We start from the raw sequence: 20,728 nt of genomic DNA, 5'->3' as shown, positions 1-20,728 counted from the left end.
TCACAGCAGTCCTCTCCTTACCAGATTGCCCATCAGATCCCGGACGCCGAACTGCCAGGGCTCACACTCCTGGGCGTGCCGCACCCGGTTGACAAGGGTGCCGAGAGCCGGACAGCCGATCCGTACCACGTCGTCGATCTTGTGGGTGAAGCCCTCGCCGGGGCGGTCCCGGTCCTGGGTGGGCGCGAACATCGTGCCGAGCATCAGGGCGGCACCGTCGGGATAGCGGTGCTGCGGGCCGATCAGCTGCCGCACCAGCTCGGCCGGGTCGCGCGACATCCGGGTCATCTCCGAGACCGCCTCCAGGTGGAAGCCGTCCACGCCCCGGATGTCCAGGCTCACCTCAAGCTCGCGCACCCGGTCCAGGTTGAACCGGTCGTCGAAGAGCCGGATCAGGGGACCGAGGGCGCACGAGGCGTTGTTGTCCTTGGCCAGCGGAAGCAGCAGCGCCGAGCGGCCCTCGATGTCCCGCAGGTTCACGTCGTTGCCGAGGGTGGCGCCGACGATCCGGCCGCTGGACTGGATGATCAGCGTGATCTCGGGTTCCGGGTTGTTCCAGGTCGACGCGGCGAGCACCCCCACCGGCACCGCGGTGCCGACGGCGGAGAGCACCTGGCCCTTTGTGAAGATCTCGGCGTCCGGCCCGATGCCCACCTCCAGGTACTGACTCCAGATGCCCTCGGCGACCAGCAGGCTCTTGAGCCGGTCTGCCTCGGGCGAGCCCGGCGTCAGGCTGTGCAGGTCGGCACCGATGTCGGCGAGCATCCGCTGCCGGATGTCCGCCGCGAGCGCCAGGTCGCCGCGGGCCCGTTCCTCGATGACGCGTTCGATCATCGAGACGGCGAAGGTGACGCCGGCGGCCTTGAGTGCCTGCAGGTCGACCGGGGCGAGCAACCAGGGTCGGGTGTGATCGCGGGTCACTGCCGCCGTGTTGGCCAGCATCTCGCCGAAGTCGCCGAGCCTCGGCCCGTCGAGCCCGGCGACCGTCGCGGCCGGGTCGGGCAGTTCGCAGATGTCCCGGATGGTGGGGAACCGCTGACTGAGGTCGATGACCTGCCCGTCCCGGACGGTCACGGGTGAGGGTCCGTCGCCGGCCGGGTCCCAGATCCGGCCGATGAGGACGCTGTCGTCGGCGTCGTCCGGCAGCGCCTCGGCGGCGGTGCCGAACCAGTCCGCGCCGTCGGGCTGTTGCCGGGGCTGTGGCACCGTCATGAGCCGCCCTCCAGGTTGAAGAAGGACCGCTCGTCGCGCGGACGGATGTCGTAGACGGCGTCCTGGAACATCCGGAGTGGATGCGGTGTGAACGGGTGCCGCTCGATCGCGGCGAGGTCCAACTCGATGCCCAGTCCGACAGCGGTCGGGATGAGCACGTCGCCGTCGGCGGTCAGCACCAGCCGTTCGTTGGTGATCTCGGGTCGCCACGGCACGTCCGTCGCCATGATCTCCAGGTACCGGAAATTCGGCAGCGTCGCCCCGAGTTGCAGCGTCGCCGCGGTGCTGAGCGGGCCGCTCGGGTTGTGCGGCGCGAAACCGACGTAGCTGGTGGACGCGAGCGTCGCGATGAAGGCCAGCTCGGCGATCCCGCCGGCGTGGGTCACATCGGGTTGGACGAAGTCGACTGCCTGGCGGGCGAGCGCGGGAGCGAAGCCCTGCCGGCCGTACCACCGCTCCCCCGCCGCGATCGGCACCGGCGACGCGCGGCGGATGTCCACGAGCGCGTCGAGGTTGTCCGGCGGGCACGGCTCCTCGAACCACACCGGGTCGAACTGGGCGATCTCCCTGGCGACCTTGATCGCGTGGCGGACGTCGAAGCGACCGTGCCCCTCGACGAACAGCTCGACCTCGCGGCCCACCGCGGCCCGGACCGCGTCGATCTGGGCGAGCACCCGGTCCAACTGCGCTGTGGTGATGGTGAGGTCGTAGTTCTCGAACGGGTCCCATTTGAGGCCGCGGAAGCCGGACGCCACAGTCCGGCGGGCGGCCGCCGCGTAGTCCTCGGGGGTGACGGCACCGGAGAACCAACCGTTCGCGTATGCGCGCACCCGGTCACGGGTCGCACCGCCGAGCAGCCGGGAGACCGGAACACCGAGGTCGCGCGCCGAGATGTCCCACAGGGCCATCTCCAGCGAACTCAACGCGGTCATGATCACCGGGCCGCCACGCCAGTACCAGTCGCGCGCCAGGTCGTAGAGGATCTTCGAGATGCGTGTGGGGTCCAGGCCCACGACCGCCTCGGCCAGCTCGGCGATGGCACCCTGGACGGCCCGTTCCTTGCCCTCCAGGGTGGCCTCGCCGAGCCCGACGATCCCCGCGTCGGTGTGCACGCGCACGATGACGAGGTTCGTGCGGTAGAAGTCGACGACAAGTGTGTCGACGGAGACGATCTTCATTCTTCGGCTCAACCCTTCACCGCGCCGGCGGTCATGCCGGACACCACGTACTTCTGCACCAGCAGGTAGAACGCGACGGCGGGCAGCGTGAACAGGAAGGCGACGGCCATCACGGTCTGGATCGGCGTGCCCAGCTCCCCGATGAAGTTCGCGATGCCAACGGACGCCGGTTGCAGGTCCGGATTGAAGATGAAGGTCACCGCGAACACGTACTCGTTCCAGGCGTGGAAGAACGCGATGACCGCGGTCGCCGCGATCGACGGCGCGATCAGCGGCACGTTGATGCGGGTCAGGGTGGTGAAGGGCCGGGCGCCGTCGGCACGCGCGGCCTCCTCCAACTCCTTCGGGATGCCGTCGATCGCACCCTTGAGGATCAACGCGACGATCGGCAGGACGAAGGCGGAGTTGACCAGGACGAGGCCGGTGAGCGAGTCGAGCAGCTCGAAGCGACGGAACAGCGCGAACAACGGCACGACCATGAGCGCCTCGGGGAGCATCTGCGTGAACAGCAGCACGACGGTCAGCACGGCCTTGCCCCCGAACGAGAACCGGGACAGCGCGTAACCGAGCGGGATACCCAGGCCGACCGAGACGACCATCGTGCCCACGGCGATGATCAGGCTGTTCAGCAGCCACCCGGCCGCCTTGCCTTCGGCGAGCGCGTCGACGAACACCCCGAACTGACCGAGGTCCGGCGTGAGCCGGGGCTGGTCGGCGAAGAGGTCGCTGTTGCTCGACAGCGCCGTGACGAACATCCAGTACAGCGGGAACACCGCGATGCCGAGTACGACGAGCACGGCGACGATCCGTGCGGTGACACCGAAACGGAAGCGCCTCATCGGGCGTGCTCCTTCTCCACGGCACGGGCGACCAGCCGGCTGCCGATGATGACGATGAGTGAGATGACGACGCCGACCATCCCGATGGCCGCCGCCGATCCGAGTTCCTTCGAGTCGAACGCCTGCGAGTAGAGGTCGATGACGAGCGTCTCGGTGGCGCCGACCGGCCCACCCTTGGTCATCAGCCAGATCAACTCGAACCGCCGCAGCGACCAGATCGTCATCAGCAGCGCCAGGAGTCCCACTGTGGGCTTGATGACCTGCCACGTGACGGCCCGGAAGGTGGCCCAGCGTCCCGCGCCGTCGACTGTCGCTGCCTCGTTGAGGTCCTGCGGAACGGATTGCAGCGCGGAGAGCAGCACCACCGAGGTGAACGGGAACAGCTGCCAGATGGTCGTCGCGAGCACCGCCGGCAGCGCGTAACGCGGGCTGTCCAGAATCGCGCCGCCCGGCACACCCAGCCCCACCGCGTCGAGCATCCGGTTCACGATCCCGTACTGGGCGTTGAGCATCCAGGTGGCGATGAGCGCGACAGCGATGCCGGGCGCGGCCCAGGGGACGGTCACAAGTGCCCGCGCCACACCGCGACCCCGGAACTTCCGGTTGAGCAGGAGCGCGACGACGAGGCCGGCGCCGATCGCGACGACGACGCAGGTGACCACGTAGACGACGGTGATCAGCAGGGTGTGGTGGAACTCCGGGTCACCGAAGATCCGGTTGAAGTTGTCGAGGCCAACCCACTCGCTCTTGGTCGGGTTGAGCAGTCTCGTCCGGGTGAAGCTGAGGTACACCTCCTGGACGAGCGGCACCGCCTGGAAGACGAGGATGAACAGTGCGGCGGGTGCCAGGAACAGGTACGGCGTCCACTTGCTCCCCAGCGGGCTGGGCCGACGCCGGGTTCGGGGTGTTGTCTTCGGTGCTCCGGTCTGCTCGACCACAGTCATCGGGTTCGATCCTTCTGAGGAAGGACGCTGCCGGCGCATGGTCCGTCGCGCCGGCAGCGTCGCCGGGTCGAGCTGTCAGCGGACCAGGTCGGTCGCCTGCTGCTGGGCGCGGTCAAGTGCCGACTTCAGGTCGGTCTTACCCTGCAGTGCCGCGACCACGTTCTGCACTACCACCTTGCGGATGTCCGGCGTCTTGGCTTCGAACCCGAGGACGATCTGCGGCAGGCTGGTCTCGGTGAGCCCGTCGAAGACGGGCAGGAACGGGGTCTCCTTGAGCTTCTCCGCGCTGCGCTGCGTGGTGGTGGCAACGCTGCTCGCGCCGAGGATCTCCTGCAGCTTGACCTGGTTCTGCGGCTCCAACGCCCACTTGATGAAGGTGCCGGCCTCGTCCTTGCTCTCGCTCGCCTCGTTGATCACGATCGGCGCGAGGATCGTGCCCTGCTTACGCACCGGGAACGGGATGGGCGCGACGCTGAAGTTCAGCTTCGCGTTCTGACCCCGGGTGGCGGTCACGTATCCGCCGTTGTTGAGCTCCATCCCGACCTTGCCCTCGGCGAACATCCGCCGGAACGTCGCCGCGTCCGCTCCGCGCGGGATCACGTTCGCGTCGTACAGGTCCTTGAACGCCTGCAGACCCTTGAGGTTCTCCGGCGAGTTGATCGTCAGGTTCTTGCCGTCGGACCACGCGCCGCCGAAGCCGTAGACGTAGTTGAAGATGTCCTGCCAGACGCCGGCCTCCTCGGCCTCCGTCTGGCGGAACGCCAGGCCGAAGACGTCGCCCTTGGTGAGCGACTTGGCGGTGGCGGCGAACTGCTCGTAGGTCGACGGCGGCGTGGGGATCAGGTCCGCGTTGTAGAACATCGCGTAGTTCGACGCTTCGAAGATGACGCCGTGCCGGACACCGTCGTGGACCATGAACTGGTCGGGCTGCTTGAGCAGGTCGTACTTGCTGGCGTCGACCACCTTGTCGAGCGGTGCGACGAGGCCGGCGTCCGAGGCGGCCTCGAACTCGGGCATGTCGAAGCGGATCAGGTCGGGGCCCTTACCACTGCCCATCTGCGTGAGCACCGTCTGACCGAAGGTCGGGTACGGGACCGCGGCGGCAGAGACCTGGACCTTGGTCTGGCTCTGGTTGAACTCATCGAGCCACTTGGTCAGCAGAGGTCCGCGGCCCGGGTCGCCGAAGGTCGAGGCGGCGAAGGTCAGTTTGGTGACCCCGTTGCCCGAGTCGCCGTCAGAGCCGCAGCCGGTCAGGAGAGTGGCGACCAAGCCGAGGGCACATGTCGCCCCAATGATGCCGAAACGAGCGCGCTGGTTACCCATCGTTACTCCAGTGTTACGAGTCAGAGTCTTCGGGATGAAATTGCAACGATCGTAGCGCCATGCGCAACGGTGTCAAGTGGCGGTTGCGCACTGCGTCGTCTACATTGCACATATTGCAACGCAAGCGATGGGCGGGGCCCATCGCTTCGAGGGGAGGCATAGCCTTGGCCCAATCGATTCGCCGCGCGATCGACCTCATCCGTCGCTCGGCGGAGCACCCGCTGTCGCTCACCGAGGCGGCGGACGTGCTCGACGTACACAAGTCCACGGCGCTGCGGATCCTGCAGACCCTGGAGTCCGCGCGCTTCGTCCGCCGGACCGGTGCGGGCACCTACGTGCTCGGCAGCGGGCTGATCGAGCTGTCCGAGCTTGCCCTCGGCTCGATGGACCTTCGTCAGTTCGCGGCCGCGCACCTGCGCGCACTACAGCGCGAGACCAGCCACACCGTGCACCTGGCACAACTGACCGGCGATGAGATCATCTACATCGACAAGGTCGACAGCCCGGCGTTCGATGCCGTCAAGCTGCCGTCCCGGGTGGGACGGGCCGTGTCGATCTACGCCAGCGCCGTCGGCAAGACGATCCTCGCCTACCTGCCGGCGGAGGAACGCGACCGCCTGCTCTCCCATGTCGTCTTCGAGAGATTCACCGACACCACCTTCGCCGACCACGAGTCCCTCGAAGCCGAACTCGTCCGCATCCGCGAGAACGGCTGGGCCACCGACAACGGCGAGCACGACGCCTACGTGATGTGTGTCGCCGCGCCGATCAGGGATTCCCGGGGCCAGGTCATCGCCGCCGCATCGATCACGGCGATCGAGGTCATCGCCAACCTCGAGCAACTGAGGAGCAACCTGCCGCGCCTGCTGGAGACCGCGAACCGGATCTCGTGCGAACTCGGTTACACGCCGGCCGGCCCGGGCCCGGACGGGTCGGAGGACGGCCGACCGATCGACGGGTGAGCGCCTGCGCATCCGGGGTCGCGCCGGGGCAGTCAGGCGCCGCCGAGCCGATGATGCTCGTCGCTCTCCATGTCGATGAAGGCCCGGATCATGTCGCGGTAGATCCGCTCGACCAGGTCCGGGTCCGCGCCGGAGTCCTCCGCCAGCACGCGGACCCGCGCCACCACCTGCGCCACCCGGTCCGGCGCGCGGACCGCCTGCTTGTCGCTCTTGAGCGGGGCCGCCCGCCGGACCAGTGCCTCCCGCCGGGCGAGCAGCCCGACGAGCGCGGCGTCCAACTCGTCGATCTGGGCGCGGATGTCGGCCAGTGCCGACGCGGTGTCTGTCATGCCGGGAATCGTCGCACGGCGGGGCCGACGGCTCGGACCGTCGCCCGACCCTCACCGCCCACCCCACCCCGGCCGGAGCGCGAGCCGAGCAGCGTGGCGACACCGGTCCTCGTATAGTTCCGGCTGTGCAGCGGGAGAACGTTCGGCAGGCGTACGGCTCGATCGCAAACCTCTACATCGACCTGTTCGGCACGCGCCAACAGGTCGACCCCGACGACCTCGACCTCATCGGCCGGCACCTGACAGCTCAGCCCGGCACGGTGCTCGACCTGGGCTGCGGCCCCGGCCATCTGACCGATTACCTCTGTTCGCTCGGCGTCGACGCCAGGGGGATCGACCTGGTCCCCGAATTCGTCACCCATGCGCGGGCGACCCACCCGGGCGTCGAGTACCACCTCGGGTCGTTCGAACACCTCGACGTCGCCGACGGCTCCATCGACGGCATCCTGGCCTGGTACTCATTCATCCATCTGCCGCCACCGGAGTTCGACGACGTGCTCACTGAGTTCCGGCGGGCACTGGCCCCGGGTGGGCGGCTGGTGCTGGGCTTCTTCGACGCCGACGAGATCGGTCCCTTCGAGCACAAGGTGGTGACCGCCTACCGCTGGCCCCCGGACGAGGTGTCGCAGCGGCTCAGCCGGGCCGGCTTCCGGGAGGTCGAACGCCAACGGCGGCCCGGCGAAGGCGACAGGCGGCCAGTCGCCGTCATCGCGGCTGTCACGCAGTAGCGGCAGGCCGGACAGCCGTCACCGTCGGCGCGACGGGTGGCGGTCGGGTCAGTCGGTCTCCTCCACGAACGCCGCACGCGGTTCGAGACGCTGGCCCCGGGCGTACTCCTCGGCGAAGCCGGTCGCGCCGAGCGCCTCGACCGCGGCCGCCCGCACGGCCGCCAGGTCCGCCGCGTCGTCGGGATCGGGCACCTGGCCCAGCGCCGCGAACGCGGCGTCCGTGACGGCGACCATCCGAGCGGCCCGCTGGTGGTCACCGTGGGCTGACGCGAGCGCGGCGCCCGCCAGGCAGACGTACGGGACGAAGTCCACCCAGCCGTTCCGGAAGACCCGCTCACGGCTCGCGGCGAACAACGCTCCCGCCGCGTCGAGATTGCCGAGACCCAACTCGCAGAACCCGAGGTTGTGGGTCTCCGAGTTGACGAGTTCGGGCTGCCCCAGAACCTCGTTGAGCGCGATGCTCTCCCGGTAGAGCTGCCGGGCCCGGGTCAGGTCGCCGGACATCCGGGCCACGGCGGCCAGGACATGGCGGGGTCGCTCCTCCAGACTCCGATCACCGGAGCGCAGGGCGACCGCCAGCGCTTCCCGAGCACGCGCCTCGCCAGCCGGGAGGTCACCACCACGGATGGCGACCCGGGCGAGGCTGTACCGGGCCTCCACCTCCCCCGCCGGATCTCCGGCCGTCCGCGCCCTGTCGATCTCGGCCTGGCTCATTCGCACCACCGCGTCGGTCTCGCCCCGGCGGAAGGCCGCGCGAACATCGTCGCTGAAACCCACTTCTGTTCTCCCTCTCGTTGCGGACCGCACTCTCAGCCCTCAGGCGTGAAAGAGGGTCCAGTTCTCCACGAGGCGGAAGCCCATCGTCTCGTAGAGCGGTCGGCCCATCTCGCTCGACTGCAGGTACGCGGCCTCCGTGCCGGCCGCGACGCCGTCGCGCAGGACGGCCTCGGTGATCGCTCGGCCCAGCCCACGACCTCGTGCGGACGGCACCACGGCGATGTTGAACACGCCGAGCACGCCTGCGGTCCGCAACCCGAGCCCGGTGCCGACGGGTCGGCCGGACTCCTCGGCCAGATAGCCACTCACCTGGTCGGCGTCGAGCACACCGCCGCCCACCAGGGCACCGAAGGCGCCGTCCGGAGCTTCGAAGCTGCGGGTGAGGGTCTCGGTGTACCGGTCAGACTCGGCCGCGCGGACCTGGCGGATCACCTCGTGCCGCGGCGCGTCGGCCCGGTAGACCACGTCAGCCGCGGTGCAGGCCAGCAGGGGCAGCTCGCTGCTGTTGAGCAGCTCGTGCCGGGCGGCGAGATCGCGGACCGCGTCGTCCGCCGCACTCCGCACCATGATCGACCAGTGCGCGGCCTGCCGGCGGACCTCGGTCGCCAGCCGGTCGAGGGAGCCGAGATCCGGCTCCCGCGTCAGGTCGTAGGCCACGTTCAGCGACGCCACCTCCGCCTGGGTCACCGCCGCTCGGGCGGTGCCCCGCTCGGCGTACCAGCCCTTCGGGGTGACCGCACAGAGAGCCTTGATGGCATCGGCGTACGACGCCGCCATCCGATCGGCGCTGGTGCTGATCGAATCCTCCTCGTTGTTCCTGGCCCGACCGGCGGTCGGCGCCACCTTGTTGCGCCGCCGGGCCGCGGGCCGGGTGAGCCTGCCTGGGGCCGGTCTCCACAGTCGGGAAACCGGCCCCAGGCAGGTAGTTCGTCCGCTCGGCCGGGTTGCGGCCCGGGCGGGTGTTCAGGCGGTGAGCTTGCCGGCGATCGTGACCACCCGCTGAGCCATGTGGTCGAGGGCGTTGAGCTGCGCGTCGCCCAGCGGTGCGTCGTTGCTGCCGCCGGTGACGTGCGAGACGCCGTACGGGTTGCCGTCGGCGAACTTCGTCGGGTCGGTGTAGCCGGGGGCCACAACCAGGCCGCCGAAGTGGTGGATCGTGTTGTAGAGCGCCAGCAGCGTCGACTCCTGCCCACCGTGGGCGGTCATGGAGGCGGTGAAACCGGCGTACACCTTGTCGGCCAGCAGGCCCTGCCCCCACTGCGGGCCGAGGGTGTCGATGAACTGCTTGAGCTGGCTGGAGACGTTGCCGTACCGGGTGGGGGTGCCGAAGAGCACCGCGTCGGCCCAGACGACGTCGTCGGCGGTCGCCTTCGGCTCGCTCTTGGTGGCGTCGAAGTGCTGGCTCCAGGCGGCGTTGGAGGCGATGGCCTCCTGCGGGGCGAGTTCCGGCACCTGGCGCAGCCGCACCTCGGCGCCGGCCTTCTCGCCGGCCTCGGCGAGCCGCTTGGCCATGGCGTGCACGGTGCCGGTCGAGGAGTAGTAGATGACGGCGAGCTTGGCCATCGGAGGGGTCCTTTCGTCGAAGTAGTTGCCGACGATAAATTTGCGGCAGCAACAATCTGACTCTAGCAACGGCAGCGAGCGGTTGCCACCGGACCCCGGACACGCCGACGCCGACGCACGGCCGACAGGGAGCCAATGCCGACAAACGGCGCAGGACGGCGGAAAGCGCCAGGAGCGCACCGCTGCTCCCAACCCAAACCTGCTGGCGGTACGATCCGCCACGTGGATCCGGACGCCATCGCCGCCCGACTCGGGGTCCCCGTCGAGGACATCGACCGCGTGCACCGCCTCGCCGCCGACCGGCCGTCGGCTCCGCTGCCCGCCAGGGCCGACGCGCCCGCGATCCTCGACCGGCTCGCGGTACGACCGGACGACGCCGCGGAGATCATGGCCGGCTGGCCCGATCCCGACTCAGCACTGTGGACCCCGGAGCTGCGCTGGCTGCTCGACCGCACGACAGCTCTGGTCCTGGCCGACCTCGGAGGCCACGGCTGGCTGTCGCCCGGTCCGGAACTGCCGCGCGACCGAGGTCCCGCCTGGCGACACCTCTACGTGTACGCGTACCTGGCGCTCGTCGACGTCGTCCGGGGCTACCACCGCGACCACGGCATCACCGATGAGGTGTCCTGGACGACCCTCGCCGACCTGGGCCGCAACCTCGCGATCGACAGGCGGATGCACGGCGAGGGTTGGCCGGTCATGCAGAGCTGGCTGACGCTGCACGCCCGCGGCGGCCTCTACGAGCTGGGCCGGTTGCAGCACCAGCGCGGCGGCACCACCATCGACCTGCACATCCCCGAGGCGGGTCCGCTGACCCCGGCGGCCGTCGCGGCATCGCTCGACGCGGCCCGCGTCTTCTTCGCACGCCACTTCCCCGACGAGCACTACACCGCGTTCGCCTGCGGCTCCTGGCTGCTCGACCCGCAGCTGCGGGAATACCTGCCAGCGGATTCCAACATCATCCGGTTCCAACAGCGCTTCGAGTTGGAGCCCTACGAGGAACCCGAAGGGCTGGACGCCGATGTCGAGGTGCGGCGATTCGTGTTCCGCACCCTGACCACACCACTCGACAAGCTGCCGCGCGACACAGTGCTCCAGCGTGCGGTCGTCGACCACCTGACGGCCGGCCGCCACTGGCGCTGGCACCGGGGCCGGTTCCCGATCCAGCCACACCGCTGACGGCGGTGCCGCCGCGGCCCCTCAGTCGAGACAGAACTCGTTGCCCTCGACGTCCTGCATCACGAGGCACGACTCGTTCTCCTCGTCGGCGGTCAGCAGCCGCACGCGTACCGCGCCGAGCGCGACCAACCGCGTGCACTCGGCCTCAAGCGCGGCCAGCCGCTCGTCGCCCACCAGCCCGGTGCCAACCCGCACGTCAAGGTGCAGCCGATTCTTGACGACCTTTCCCTCGGGGACGCGCTGGAAATACAGTCGTGGACCCACCCCGGAGGGATCAGCACAGGCGAACGCCGAGCCCCGTTGCTCGACCGGTCGGGTCGACTCGAAGTCGTCCCAGCTGTCGAACCCCGGCGGGGGCGGCGGTACGACGTATCCCAACACCGCGCACCAGAACCGGGCGACCCGCTCCGGCTCCGCACAGTCGAAGGTGACCTGGACCTGCCTGACCTGTGACATCGCTCCACCCTAGAGCGGATGTCGCGGCGCCCCCGGAGCGGGTCTCGCGGCGTCGGGACCGGTTGTGTCGGCGCGGCCGGCGGGGTCGGTCACGACAGGATCTCGACGTACCCGTCACTGCCGTGTACGCGGATCCGCTGCCCGTCGGAGATCAGCCGGGTGGCATCCACCACGCTGACCACGGCCGGCAGGCCGTACTCCCGCGCGATCACCGCGCCGTGCGTCATCAAACCTCCGACCTCCGTCACCAGGCCCGCGATGGCAACGAAGAGGGGCGTCCAACTCGGATCCGTGTGCGCCGTGACGAGGATGTCGCCCGGTTCCAGACGAGCCTGGGCCAGGTCCAGGATGACGCGGGCGCGCCCTTCGACGGTCCCGGCCGACACCGGCTGGCCGACCAGAGCGCCGGCCGGCACGTCGTCGCGGCGGTACGCCCCGGTGAGCGCCTCCCCGTCGGAGGTCAGCACCCGGGGCGGCCGGAGCGCCTGGTACGACCGGAAGGCGTCCTTCCGTTGCCGGATCAGCGTGTCGTCCACCTGGTGCGAGCGCACGACCTCGTGCAACTCCTGGAAGGTGAGGTAGAAGGCGTCCGCCGGCTCGCGGAGCACGTTGGCCCGCACGAGGCGCTCGATTTCGCCGAGCAGGGCCTGCTTGTAGATGAAGTAGCGGCTGATGATGCCGTACTTCGGGTACTCCCGGTAGCCGGCGAAGGTGCGGACCCGGTCGATCATCCGCTCGGTCTCGGCGGCCTTCAGCTCCCCGTCCGGCAGGGCCCGCAGGCGCGTCAACACCTCCTGCGCCTTGCGCCGCGCCTCCTGTCGCCCCTGCTCGAAGCGTCGCTGGGCCGCACCCGGCGGGAAGTTCGCCACGTGGTCGAGGAGCACGGGCAGCAGGGTCGCCGGCCGTTCCCGCCAACGCGGTCTGGTGATGTCGATCTCGCCGACGCAGCGCATGCCGTACCGGTCGAGGTAGGCCTCGATGGCGTCGCGCGCCTCGGTCCCGCCCGCGAGCTTCGGCAGCTCGTCCAGGAAGCTGTCGTCCTCGACGCCCCGCAGGTACGCCACCACCTCCGGATGCGGACGGATCGCGTCCGCGACGTCGAGCAGCGCGAGCCCCATCTCCGAGGTGACGTTACCGGGGGCGGACAGCGTGAGGGTGTCGGCGGCGTCCCTCTCGCCCAGCCATTCCCCCAGCCGGTCGTTGAGCCACCAGGTGGCCTCCATCCCCGCCATGATCGCCTGCATGCTCACCGGGTCGCCGAGATTGCGCTTGTGCTCGCCAAAGGCCTCCAGCAGGAAGTCGAACAGCGCCGGTCCGGTGAACGTCGCGATGTCCCGCCGCAGGGCGGCGATCGACCCTTCGCTGCGCTCGATCAGTTCGGTGACGACGGCCGGGTCCGTCTCGATCGCGGCGGACGCACCGGCGAGCGGCGGCCCGCCGGGCCCGCTGTCCGGCAGCGCCGGGACGAAGCCGGGACGGTCGAGGACGGTCTGTAGCGCGTCCCTGGTCAACGGATCGATCCGGCCGGCCATCTCCAGGAAGCGGTCGCGGCTGGCCGGTGCGCCAAGCATCCGGGTCGCGTCGACGAACAGTCGACCGCCGGCCTCGTGCATCGGCGCCATGGCCGTCAACTGCCACATGGAGAGCCCGAGCGGCTTCATCGCGTCGGTCATCATCTGCTGGTGGCCGACCGAGAGATAGACGTGGTTCTCCTGGTCGCGGGCCGTGGGGAGGGGGAAGAGCGTGGTGATCGGCCGGCTCTGCACGATCTGGAAGTCATCGTCGACCAGGCACCACTCGATGTCCTGCGGGCCGCCGAACCGCGCCTCGATCAGTCGTCCGAGTCGCACCAGCCGGAGGACCTGCGCCTCCGTCAGCGCCGGCTGATCCTGCCGCTGCGGGTCGACCGCCACCTCGTGGGTCCCGCCACCGGGCCGCGCGTGCACGGCTACCTGTTTGGCGGCCACCGCCCGGGCGACGACGACACCTTCGCGCACCGTGAAGACGTCCGGGTTGACCCGGCCGGAGACCAGGGCCTCGCCGAGGCCGAAGCTGGCGTCCACGGTGGCGACCTTCCGGTTGCCGGTGACCGGGTCGGCCGTGAACAGGATGCCGGCCGACCGCGGGAAGACCATCTGCTGCACGACCACGGCCATGCTGACCGCCCGGTGGTCGAAGCCGTTGCGGAGGCGGTAGGTCACGGCCCGCTCGGTGAACAGCGACGCCCAACACCGGCTGACGTGCGCCAGGATCGCCGCCGGCCCCAGGATGTTCAGGTAGGTGTCCTGCTGGCCCGCGAAGGAGGCAGTCGGCGTGTCCTCCGCCGTCGCGCTGGAACGCACGGCGTAGGCGGACCGCTCGCCGTGCACGAGGAGCGTGTGGGTGATCGCCGCCGCGAGATCGTCAGGGATGGCGATCCCTTCGATGCGCCGGCGGACCTCGGCGCTGAGCACCCGGATCGCCTCCCGGTCGTCCGGGCTCAGGCGCGACAGCTGATCGAGCAGCTCGCCGACCGCCGGCCCGTCCGCCACCACCCGCCGGAAGGCGGCGGTTGTGACGCAGAAGCCGGGCGGCACGGGGATGCCGTCGATCCGGGACAGCCCGCCCAGGTTCGCGCCCTTGCCGCCAACGAGTGCGACCTGGGTCTGGTCGACCTCTCGAAGATCCACGACGTACTGCTCGCTCATCGCCCCACCCCTCCGGCAGCCGCGCTCCGGCGCACCGCACCCAGCGCGGACGCCCACGACGGCACCGCCGCCCCCAACCGCGGATCGCGGCAGCCGCGCTCCCCGCACCACGACAACACACCCACGTCGTGCCCCCCGTTTTCTGTCGGTGCCGAGTCCGGCCGCCGATTCTGCGGCACGACCGGGGTCTTGCCGCAAGCCCCCCGGTACGCTATAAGTTAGAGGTGGCAGGGAGTCTGATCTCCCTGCCTTTTGCGTTGGCGCGTCCGTCGCCGGCCGGGAGCCTTCGACCGGGTCAGTGGCTGCCGGGGACGAGCGGCGCACGCCGCGCTGCCGACGGGTCCTGGCGGCGCCCCTTCGGCCATCGACGCCAGGCGGCCGACCCGAGGATGCTCAGCACCGCCGGTCCGAGCACCAGTCGGATGATGGTGACGTCGATGATCACCGCGGTCGCCAGGCCGATGCCGATCATCTTGATGCTGGTGTCCTGGATCGGCACGAAGGACAGGAACACCACAGTCATGATCGCCGCGGCGGCGGTGATCAGCCGCCCGGTGCTGTCCACTCCGACCAGGATGGCGCGCTGCGCGTCGCGGCCACTGTCGTACTCCTCCTTGACCGCCGAGAGCAGGAACACCTCGTAGTCCATCGAGAGTCCGAAGAGGACGGCGAACAACAGCATCGGCACCATCGACATGATCGGCACGGGTTCGTCGATGCCGATCAACGACAGGCCCCAGCCCCACTGGAAGATGGCCACCAGCACGCCGAACGCCGCGCCGATCGACAGCAGCGCCGACACCGCCGCCTTGATGGCGAGCACTGGCGCCCGGAACATCGCGATCAGCAGGAGCGCCGCCACGACCAGCACGGCGAGCACCATCCAGGGCAGCCGCGCGCCGACCGCGTCGGACAGGTCGGTGACGAAGGCGGTGGGACCGCCGACATAGATGCGGCAGTCGGTGCCCCGCTCGGCCGCCGGCGCCAGGTCGGCACGGATGCGATGCAGCAGGTCACTGACCTCGGCGTCCTGCGGCGAGTGTCGAGGCACCACGGTGAGCAACGCGAAGCCGCCGTCCCGGCTCGGCTGGGCCGGAGTCACCACCGACACCTCCGGATCGGCCGCGAGGCCACTGCTCAACTTCGCCAGCACGGCGTCGCCCTGGCCGCCGCTGGGCAGGTCGGCGACGATCAGAAACGGTGCGTTCCAGCCGGCCCCGAACTCCGCGGCGACCCTGTCGTACGCCCTGCGCTGGGTGAAGCTCGCCGGTGCGTTGCCGTCGTCCGGTGTGCCCAGCCGAAGGCTGAACATCGGGATCGCGAGCGCGACGAGGACCAGCAGAGCCCCGGCCGCGTACGGGTAGCGGTGCCGCGCCACCCGGCTCGCCCACCGCCCCCAGCCGCCGATCGCCCGCCGCGCGCCGGGCTCCCCGACGACCGGCGCGCTCGGGTGCCGACGGCCGATACGCAGGGCGTTGACCGCCGGACCCAGCAGTCCGAGCACCGCCGGCAGCAGGGTCAGCGCGGCGAGCATCGTCATGCTGACGGTCAATGCCGCGGCCACGCCCATGCCCCCGATGAACGGGATGCCGGTGAGCAGCAACCCGAGGATCGCCGCCACCACTGTGGCGCCGGCGAACAGCACCGCGTGGCCCGCCGTGGCGAGCGCCCGGCCGACGGCGTCGGCGGTCGGCATGCCGGTCGAGAGGTAGTGCCGGAATCTGGTGATCACGAACAGGGCGTAGTCGACGCCCGCACCGAGCCCGAGCATCACCGCCACGATCGGGGCGATGGCCGGGATGTCCAGGCCGGTGCCGACGATCAACACAAGCGCGGTGCCGGCCATCAGCCCGAGCACGGCGACCAGCACGGGCAGGCCGGCGGCCACCACCGACCCGAACGCGAACAACAGGACGAGCAGCGCCGTCCCGACGCCGATCAGCTCGGAACCGCTGGTCTCCGGGGTAGCGGCCAGATCCACCACCAGACCGCGGAACTCCACGGTCAGCCCGGCGGCACGCGCCCTGTCGGCCGCGACGTCGAGCCGTTCGCTCTGCTCGGCGGTGAGGTCGCCGAGCTCCTTGTCGTACTGCACGGAGCTGATCGCGGTGCGGCCGTCGGCGCTGAGCTGACCGCCTCCCTCGGCGAGCGGGTCGGCGGCCGACCGGACGTCCGGCTGCCCGGCGAAGTCCGCGACCACCGCGTGGATGGCGGCGGCGTGGGCCGGATCGCGGAGCGGGCCGCTGTCGCTGTGCCAGACGACGTCGGCGCTGGCGGCGCCCAGTTCGCCGAAGTGCCGCTGGGTGAGGTCGACGGCGCGCTGCGACTCGGCGCCGGGGATCCGGAACTCGTTGACGAAGGCGCCGCCGCCGACCTGCGCCACACCGAGCAACGCCAGCACGCTCACCACCCAGGCCGCGATCGTCAGCCAGGGGTGCCGGGCGGTGGTACGCCCCAACCGCTCAAGGGTTCTCTCCATGCCCCCACGTTAAGTGCAGTGGTTGTAATTTTGCAATGGCTGCAACGTCTAGGATTGTAGGATGCAGCGATGAGCGGCACCATGGGCCTTCGCGAGCGGAAGAAGGCGCGCACCAGACAGGCGCTCGTCGACGCGGCGATCGCCCTGTTCGCCAGCAAGGGCTACGACGAGACGACAATCGCCGACGTGACGGCCGCCGCCGAAGTCTCGCCCCGCACCTTCTTCGTCCACTTCGCCAGCAAAGAGGACGTGCTCTTCGACGATCCGCCACTCAAGCTGGAGCTCTTCACCGCCGTGCTGGCGCACCCGGGCCCGGATGAGACCCCCGCGCAGCTGCTGCTCCGGGCGTTCCACTCGGTGCTGCACGCGGACACCGACCCCATGGGCCAGTCCGAGCGCATCCGCGCCAACCTGATCCTCCAGACACCGGCACTACAGGCCGGTGCGGTGCGCAAGGTGTTGGAGGGCCAACGGGAGATCGTCCGGGCGTTGCTCGACGCCTTTCCCGGCACGCTTGATCCGGTAGCCGCCTCGGCACTTGTCGGTGCCATGGTCGGCACCCTGGTCGGCGCGATCACCATGCTCTACTCCGATGCCGAGGTGGCCGCCCGGATGGCCGCCGACCCGCAGCGGGTCCGCGCCGAACTGGAAACCGCCATCACGTCCACCTGGCAACACCTCGGCTGACCCACGACGCCACCCCGCCCGGTGCCACCCGTGACGCTGTCGATAGGGGTGGTCCCCTCCGGTGGGCCCGACTAGGTTCGGACCGTCGGGCAGGTGTCCGCCGGCCACCCCGACGACCCGGGTCGGGTACGACGAGAAGGGTGCCGTGCCTGTGCTGCTGAGCTGGCTGCTCTCGTCGACAGACGAACGTCCGGACGCGATCCGGATCGACGACCAGGCGACCTCGTGGGTCCAGTTGCGACGGTTCGCCGCCGCCGTGGCCGACGACCTGCGCGGTGTGGACCGGGTCGCCGTCGACGCGACCGCCAGCCTGCACACTGTGGTCGGTGTCGTCGGCGCGCTGCTCGCCGGGTCCGCGATGATACCTGTCCCGCCCGACGCCGGACCGATGGAACGTGGGCACATTCTGCGGGACTCGGCGCCCGGGGCGATGCTCGTACCGGCTCGCGGCGAGCGCCGGGAACCTCCCGCCGGCATACCGACAATTCCGATCGACCTGGAACGCGGGTCGGACACCCGCCACCCGGAGCCCGATCCGGCGGACACCGCGCTGATTCTCTACACCAGCGGCACGACCGGCGCACCGAAGGGCGTGACACTCTCCCGCCGAGCCATCGCCGCCTGCCTCGACGGGCTCGCAACGGCCTGGCAGTGGACGCCGGACGACCTGCTCGTACACGGCCTGCCGCTGTTCCACGTGCACGGCCTGGTGCTCGGCGTGCTCGGCCCCCTGCGGGTGGGCGGCCGGCTGCACCACGTGGGCCAACCCCGCCCCCAGCGGTACGCGGCGGCGGCCGGCTCCCTCTATTTCGGTGTCCCCACCATCTGGTCCCGGATCGCCGCCGACGAGACCTCGGCCCGTGCTCTCCGCGCCGCGCGGCTACTGGTGTCGGGCAGCGCCGCGCTGCCGCCGACGGTCTTCGCCGACCTGACCGGGCTCACCGGCCACCAGATCGTCGAGCGCTACGGGATGACCGAAACGTTGATCACGGTGAGCGCCACCGCCGACCGACCCCGCCGCCCCGGCGCCGTCGGTCTGCCCCTGCCGGGGGTACGCACCCGGGTCGTGGACGAGCAGGGCCACCCGGTGCCCACCGACGGGGTGGCGATGGGCGAGCTGGAGGTGTCTGGCCCGACCCTCTTCGACGGGTACCTGAACCGGCCCGACGCGGACGCCGCCGCCCGTACCGCGGACGGCTGGTTCCGTACCGGCGACGTGGCCACCATCGGTCCGGACGGCTGGCATCGCATCGTCGGGCGGGCCGCCACCGACCTGATCAAGAGCGGCGGTTACCGGATCGGCGCCGGCGAGGTGGAGGACGCGTTGCTGGCGCATCCGGGTGTCCGCGAGGCCGCGGTGGTGGGCACCCCGCACCCCGACCTCGGCCAGCAGGTGACGGCGTACGTGGTGGGTGACGGGATCGACGCGGCGCAACTGATCGAGTTCGTGGCCCGACAACTGTCGACGCACAAGCGTCCCCGACAGGTACGGCTGGTCGAGGCCCTGCCCCGCAACGCGCTCGGCAAGGTGCAGAAGGGCCGCCTCGGCGCGGAGTGATCCGCCCGGCACGATGGTCGATCTTCGACGCGGTCCCAGTGGGATCTGACCACGCAGGTCACCGGCCAGGTTTCCTTGACACACGTCGATGTTAACGCCAACATTATGACCGCTACCTGGGCGCAACACCGCCGTCATGTTCCCGTCCCGTGCACGTCTCTCCTTCGGCGGAGTGCCGCAGGCCGGCCGCCCGCGGTGGCGTCACGACCAGGCGCGATCCAATCGGTTCGCACTCGCCGCGCGGCGATCAACCGGATCGGCCCCGACGCGTCGGCCGGCACTGCCGCACCGACGGACGGGTCGCTCACGAACCGCACGGAGGACAGATGCCGCTGCCACTCCCCCGCACCGACCCAACCGGCCGCGTCCCCGGTCGTCGGCGCGCACGATCGGTGGTCGCCGCCGTGCTGGCGGTGCTCGCCGTCTCCGCCGGGCTGCCGGCGGCGGGGCCGGCGCAGGCCGCACCGGCGGTCAACTACACGAACCCACTTGTGAACCAGCGGGCCGACCCGCACATCTTCCGGCACACCGACGGCTACTACTACCTGACGGCAACCGTGCCGCAGTACGACCGGATCGTGCTGCGACGGGCGACCACCCTGCAGGGGCTGGCGACGGCACCGGAGTCGACGATCTGGAGCCGCCACACCAGCGGCGAGATGGGCGCCCACATCTGGGCACCAGAGATCCACTTCATAAACAACAGGTGGTACGTCTACTTTGCCGCGGGCCGGACCGATGACGTGTGGCGGATCCGGATGTACGCGCTGGAGAACGCCAGCGCCAACCCGCTCACCGGTTCGTGGACCGAACGCGGACGGATCACCACGCCCTGGGACACCTTCAGCCTGGACGCGTCGACCTTCGTGGCGAACGGGGTGCGCTACCTGACCTGGGCCCAGCAGGAACCGGGAATGTCAAACAACTCGAACGTCTACCTCGCTCGGATGGGTGCCAACCCCTGGCAGATCACCGGCACCGTGACCCGCCTCGTCGTGCCGACGTACGACTGGGAGACCCGCGGCTACCGGGTCGCCGAGGGACCGGCGGTCATCCAGCGCAACGGCCGCATCTTCCTTACCTACTCGGCGAGCGCCACCGACGCCAACTACTGCCTGGGCATGCTGAGCGCCTCCAGCACCGCGAACCTGCTCGACGCGGCCTCGTGGAGCAAGAGTCCCACCCCGGTGTTCGTCAGCAACGCGGCCACCAGCCAGTACGGTCCCGGCCACAACTCGTTCACCGTCTCCGAGGACGGGCAGACCGACATCCTGGTCTATCACGACCGCAACTACCGCGACATCAGCGGCGATCCGCTCAACGACCCGAACCGGCGGACCCGGCTGCAGAAGGTGTACTGGAACGCCGACGGCACCCCCAACTTCGGCATCCCGGTACCCGACGGGGCCACCCCGGTTCGGCTGCGGTCACACGACCAGGCCACCAGCTACCTGCGGCACTACGACTACCGGGCCCGACTCGAACCGAACGTGACGAACCTGGCCGACTCGCAGTTCCGGATCGTCAACGGCCTCGCCGGCGGCGGCTCGGTGTCGTTGGAGTCGACGAACTTCCCCGGGTACTACCTGCGCCACCGGGGCTTCGCCCTCTACGTCGAGAAGAACGACGGCTCGGCGCTCTTCGGCAGCGACGCCAGCTTCCGCCGCCAGTCCGGCCTCGCCGACAGCGCCGCGATCTCCCTGGAGTCGCAGAACTACGCGGGCCGATATGTGCGCCACCGCGACGGGCTGTTCTACGTGGAGGCGGTCAGCACGAGCGCCGACCGCGCCTCGGCCACCTTCCACCTGGAGTAGCCGCCACCGGCCG

The 20,728-nt window shown here is 70.2% G+C and carries 18 protein-coding genes; 6 read left to right on the top strand and 12 right to left on the bottom strand.

Annotated features, from left to right (window positions below):
• The 5 genes from AB0B86_RS10840 to AB0B86_RS10820 all read right to left on the bottom strand — a co-directional run bounded on the left by AB0B86_RS10840 (position 1) and on the right by AB0B86_RS10820 (position 5,442).
• On the bottom strand, positions 1–1,212 hold the full coding sequence (locus AB0B86_RS10840; protein WP_357417438.1) for a fumarylacetoacetate hydrolase family protein: 1,212 nt from the start codon (positions 1,210–1,212) through the stop codon (positions 1–3).
• Positions 1,209–2,390, bottom strand: coding sequence for a mandelate racemase/muconate lactonizing enzyme family protein (locus tag AB0B86_RS10835; protein ID WP_357417436.1), 1,182 nt, complete (start codon positions 2,388–2,390; stop codon positions 1,209–1,211). Before AB0B86_RS10835 ends, AB0B86_RS10840 begins: the two co-directional genes overlap by 4 nt.
• Positions 2,391–2,398: 8 nt before the next feature.
• Positions 2,399–3,229 (bottom strand): carbohydrate ABC transporter permease, encoded by an 831-nt coding sequence (locus AB0B86_RS10830; RefSeq protein WP_357402017.1) that lies wholly within the window; start codon positions 3,227–3,229, stop codon positions 2,399–2,401.
• Positions 3,226–4,173 (bottom strand): sugar ABC transporter permease, encoded by a 948-nt coding sequence (locus AB0B86_RS10825; RefSeq protein ID WP_357402019.1) that lies wholly within the window; start codon positions 4,171–4,173, stop codon positions 3,226–3,228. The genes AB0B86_RS10830 and AB0B86_RS10825 overlap by 4 nt, the downstream gene beginning before the upstream one ends.
• A gap of 75 nt (positions 4,174–4,248) precedes the next feature.
• Positions 4,249–5,442, bottom strand: a complete 1,194-nt coding sequence (locus tag AB0B86_RS10820) for a sugar ABC transporter substrate-binding protein (protein WP_357417432.1) — start codon at positions 5,440–5,442, stop codon at positions 4,249–4,251.
• A gap of 113 nt (positions 5,443–5,555) precedes the next feature.
• Between AB0B86_RS10820 and AB0B86_RS10815 the strand changes: the two genes are divergently transcribed.
• Entirely contained in the window at positions 5,556–6,458 is a 903-nt protein-coding gene (locus AB0B86_RS10815) for an IclR family transcriptional regulator (RefSeq protein ID WP_357417429.1), read from the top strand.
• 32 nt (positions 6,459–6,490) lie between these two features.
• On the opposite strand, the gene AB0B86_RS10810 is transcribed toward AB0B86_RS10815, so the two are convergent.
• On the bottom strand, positions 6,491–6,787 hold the full coding sequence (locus tag AB0B86_RS10810; RefSeq protein ID WP_357402025.1) for a chorismate mutase: 297 nt from the start codon (positions 6,785–6,787) through the stop codon (positions 6,491–6,493).
• Between the two features lie 125 nt (positions 6,788–6,912).
• Here AB0B86_RS10810 and AB0B86_RS10805 point away from each other — a divergent pair, with 125 nt between their 5' ends.
• Complete coding sequence (locus tag AB0B86_RS10805) at positions 6,913–7,515, top strand: methyltransferase domain-containing protein (RefSeq protein WP_357402027.1); 603 nt, start codon at positions 6,913–6,915, stop codon at positions 7,513–7,515.
• Between the two features lie 48 nt (positions 7,516–7,563).
• On the opposite strand, the gene AB0B86_RS10800 is transcribed toward AB0B86_RS10805, so the two are convergent.
• The 3 genes from AB0B86_RS10800 to wrbA form a co-directional block, all read right to left on the bottom strand.
• Positions 7,564–8,292, bottom strand: coding sequence for a tetratricopeptide repeat protein (locus AB0B86_RS10800; RefSeq protein WP_357402029.1), 729 nt, complete (start codon positions 8,290–8,292; stop codon positions 7,564–7,566).
• Between the two features lie 39 nt (positions 8,293–8,331).
• Positions 8,332–9,135, bottom strand: coding sequence for a GNAT family N-acetyltransferase (locus tag AB0B86_RS10795; protein WP_357402031.1), 804 nt, complete (start codon positions 9,133–9,135; stop codon positions 8,332–8,334).
• Positions 9,136–9,255: 120 nt separating this feature from the next.
• Positions 9,256–9,855: an NAD(P)H:quinone oxidoreductase gene (gene wrbA, locus AB0B86_RS10790; protein WP_357402033.1), complete on the bottom strand. Its 600-nt coding sequence runs from the start codon at positions 9,853–9,855 to the stop codon at positions 9,256–9,258.
• Positions 9,856–10,077: 222 nt separating this feature from the next.
• Here wrbA and AB0B86_RS10785 point away from each other — a divergent pair, with 222 nt between their 5' ends.
• Complete coding sequence (locus AB0B86_RS10785) at positions 10,078–11,034, top strand: acyltransferase domain-containing protein (protein ID WP_357417426.1); 957 nt, start codon at positions 10,078–10,080, stop codon at positions 11,032–11,034.
• A 21-nt stretch (positions 11,035–11,055) separates the two neighbouring features.
• Here AB0B86_RS10785 and AB0B86_RS10780 read toward each other — a convergent pair whose 3' ends face one another.
• The 3 genes from AB0B86_RS10780 to AB0B86_RS10770 all read right to left on the bottom strand — a co-directional run bounded on the left by AB0B86_RS10780 (position 11,056) and on the right by AB0B86_RS10770 (position 16,656).
• Positions 11,056–11,490: a VOC family protein gene (locus AB0B86_RS10780; RefSeq protein WP_357417424.1), complete on the bottom strand. Its 435-nt coding sequence runs from the start codon at positions 11,488–11,490 to the stop codon at positions 11,056–11,058.
• A gap of 89 nt (positions 11,491–11,579) precedes the next feature.
• Positions 11,580–14,177 (bottom strand): rifamycin-inactivating phosphotransferase, encoded by a 2,598-nt coding sequence (gene rph, locus AB0B86_RS10775; RefSeq protein WP_357417422.1) that lies wholly within the window; start codon positions 14,175–14,177, stop codon positions 11,580–11,582.
• 295 nt (positions 14,178–14,472) lie between these two features.
• A complete protein-coding gene (locus AB0B86_RS10770) occupies positions 14,473–16,656 on the bottom strand; it encodes an MMPL family transporter (RefSeq protein WP_357402041.1) in 2,184 nt (727 codons plus the stop codon).
• 69 nt (positions 16,657–16,725) lie between these two features.
• Between AB0B86_RS10770 and AB0B86_RS10765 the strand changes: the two genes are divergently transcribed.
• From AB0B86_RS10765 to AB0B86_RS10755, 3 genes are all read left to right on the top strand, one after another.
• Complete coding sequence (locus AB0B86_RS10765; protein WP_357402043.1) at positions 16,726–17,343, top strand: TetR/AcrR family transcriptional regulator; 618 nt, start codon at positions 16,726–16,728, stop codon at positions 17,341–17,343.
• Between the two features lie 145 nt (positions 17,344–17,488).
• Complete coding sequence (locus AB0B86_RS10760) at positions 17,489–18,901, top strand: acyl-CoA synthetase (RefSeq protein WP_357402045.1); 1,413 nt, start codon at positions 17,489–17,491, stop codon at positions 18,899–18,901.
• Between the two features lie 326 nt (positions 18,902–19,227).
• The gene (locus AB0B86_RS10755; RefSeq protein ID WP_357402047.1) at positions 19,228–20,715 is read left to right on the top strand and encodes a family 43 glycosylhydrolase; all 1,488 of its coding nucleotides are present in this window, start codon (positions 19,228–19,230) and stop codon (positions 20,713–20,715) included.
• The last annotated feature ends 13 nt before the right edge of the window (positions 20,716–20,728 follow it).

It is taken from the genome of Micromonospora sp. NPDC049047 (assembly GCF_040649135.1).
Taxonomy (GTDB): domain Bacteria; phylum Actinomycetota; class Actinomycetes; order Mycobacteriales; family Micromonosporaceae; genus Micromonospora.
The sequence above is the reverse complement of the archived record's forward strand: the minus strand, read 5'-3'. Positions and strand labels throughout refer to the sequence as shown.

What these genes read in the sequence shown, in the direction of transcription:
- rph (WP_357417422.1), bottom strand. Translation starts at nt 14,177, where the DNA reads ATGAGCGAGCAGTACGTCGTGGATCTTCGAGAGGTCGACCAGACCCAG.
- AB0B86_RS10755 (WP_357402047.1), top strand. Translation starts at nt 19,228, where the DNA reads ATGCCGCTGCCACTCCCCCGCACCGACCCAACCGGCCGCGTCCCCGGT.
- AB0B86_RS10770 (WP_357402041.1), bottom strand. Translation starts at nt 16,656, where the DNA reads ATGGAGAGAACCCTTGAGCGGTTGGGGCGTACCACCGCCCGGCACCCC.
- AB0B86_RS10825 (WP_357402019.1), bottom strand. Translation starts at nt 4,173, where the DNA reads ATGACTGTGGTCGAGCAGACCGGAGCACCGAAGACAACACCCCGAACC.
- AB0B86_RS10835 (WP_357417436.1), bottom strand. Translation starts at nt 2,390, where the DNA reads ATGAAGATCGTCTCCGTCGACACACTTGTCGTCGACTTCTACCGCACG.
- AB0B86_RS10765 (WP_357402043.1), top strand. Translation starts at nt 16,726, where the DNA reads ATGAGCGGCACCATGGGCCTTCGCGAGCGGAAGAAGGCGCGCACCAGA.
- AB0B86_RS10810 (WP_357402025.1), bottom strand. Translation starts at nt 6,787, where the DNA reads ATGACAGACACCGCGTCGGCACTGGCCGACATCCGCGCCCAGATCGAC.
- AB0B86_RS10780 (WP_357417424.1), bottom strand. Translation starts at nt 11,490, where the DNA reads ATGTCACAGGTCAGGCAGGTCCAGGTCACCTTCGACTGTGCGGAGCCG.
- wrbA (WP_357402033.1), bottom strand. Translation starts at nt 9,855, where the DNA reads ATGGCCAAGCTCGCCGTCATCTACTACTCCTCGACCGGCACCGTGCAC.
- AB0B86_RS10815 (WP_357417429.1), top strand. Translation starts at nt 5,556, where the DNA reads ATGCGCAACGGTGTCAAGTGGCGGTTGCGCACTGCGTCGTCTACATTG.
- AB0B86_RS10840 (WP_357417438.1), bottom strand. Translation starts at nt 1,212, where the DNA reads ATGACGGTGCCACAGCCCCGGCAACAGCCCGACGGCGCGGACTGGTTC.
- AB0B86_RS10830 (WP_357402017.1), bottom strand. Translation starts at nt 3,229, where the DNA reads ATGAGGCGCTTCCGTTTCGGTGTCACCGCACGGATCGTCGCCGTGCTC.